This is a genomic window from bacterium (assembly GCA_004299235.1).
Classification (GTDB): domain Bacteria; phylum Chloroflexota; class Dormibacteria; order Dormibacterales; family Dormibacteraceae; genus SCQL01.
The window spans coordinates 1-1,286 of sequence record SCQL01000089.1; the positions used below are offsets into that span (position 1 = coordinate 1).

Genomic DNA, 1,286 nt, shown 5'->3' on the forward strand with positions numbered 1-1,286 from the left:
AGCTACCCTGTACACACAAGTTTTAAATCTATAAAGTCAGATATTTGCCGAAATGATTTATAAAAGATGGACATGAATATATCTCCGTTAAATTTCATAACAACTTACGAAGGCATGACAGGTGATAAGCGCTTGGATGCTCGTGCGCAGCAACTATGGAATAGGTTGAGCAAACAACCGGGTTCTGCTATCAGTAAGCTATCTACCAACCGGGCAGAACAGGTTGCTTTTTATCGTTTGTTAGGAAACGACAAACTGACAGAAGAAGGGTTAATAAATGAGCTCACCCATAGGATGAAGCATTTAGCCATCGGCAGGGATTTACTCTGTATAGAAGATACCAGTGAGATTAATGTATGTGAAAACAAAAACAGGCTGAGACCTAATAGCGGGCTGGGCAAGTCAGATAATGCAGATAATGCTACTTGTTTCAAGATACATCCGGGGTTAGTACTGGATGCAGCAAGTTTTAATCCCTTAGGCTTCTCAGCCGTTAAAGTTTTCCATCGTGAAGAACAGCAGCCTGATCGGTTTGAAAGAAATTATAAGAGTCAGCCCATTGATAAAAAGGAGTCTTATAAATGGATAGAAGTATCGCAAACTTCTAAGGCTACTTTAGCCCAAGCCAATAGCGTTACTTTTATTCAGGACAGGGAAGGGGATATTTATGAACAGTTGGCTCTCATACCGGATCAAAAACATCATTTGCTGATCCGCAGCAGAACTACCCGTAATTTATGGGAAGGATCAGACCTCTATACAGCCCTGAAGGATCTTCCGGTTGCTGGAGTCTATCCTATTGAAATACCCACAGACAAGCGTAGAAACAAGCATAAACGAATAGCGCAAATGGCTATTTGTTATGGTACCTTTCGTATCAAACGTCCTGCTAATTTAAACAACAAGGCCGGTTATCCTGAATATATCACTATACAAGGAGTGTGGGCACAAGAGATAACCGCCGGTATAGATGAAAAGGATTTAGTGAATTGGAAGCTACTCACTACGCATACGATCAATGAGGTAACAGACGCGCTAAGGATGGTAGAATGGTACAGTGCCCGATGGTTTATAGAGCAGGTGTTTCGTTTGTTGAAACATGAGGGTTTCGGTATAGAAGATACCCTATTGGAAAATGGCTGGTCCATACGCAAACTGGTGTTGATGCAACTCTCCAGTTTGCTAAAAATCCTTCAAATGAATATTGCCTATAATGACCCGGAAGAAGGACAACTCATTGAAGAGGTATTTACTGAACAGGAAATAAAGGTATTGGCTTATCTAAA

At 41.0% G+C, this 1,286-nt stretch carries 1 protein-coding gene; it reads left to right on the forward strand.

Translation table 11 applies throughout. The annotated features are described in order from the left end of the window. Window positions 1-66: 66 nt before the first annotated feature. On the forward strand, window positions 67-1,286 hold a 1,220-nt coding region (locus EPN29_14410), incomplete at its 3' end, for an IS4 family transposase (protein ID TAN29826.1).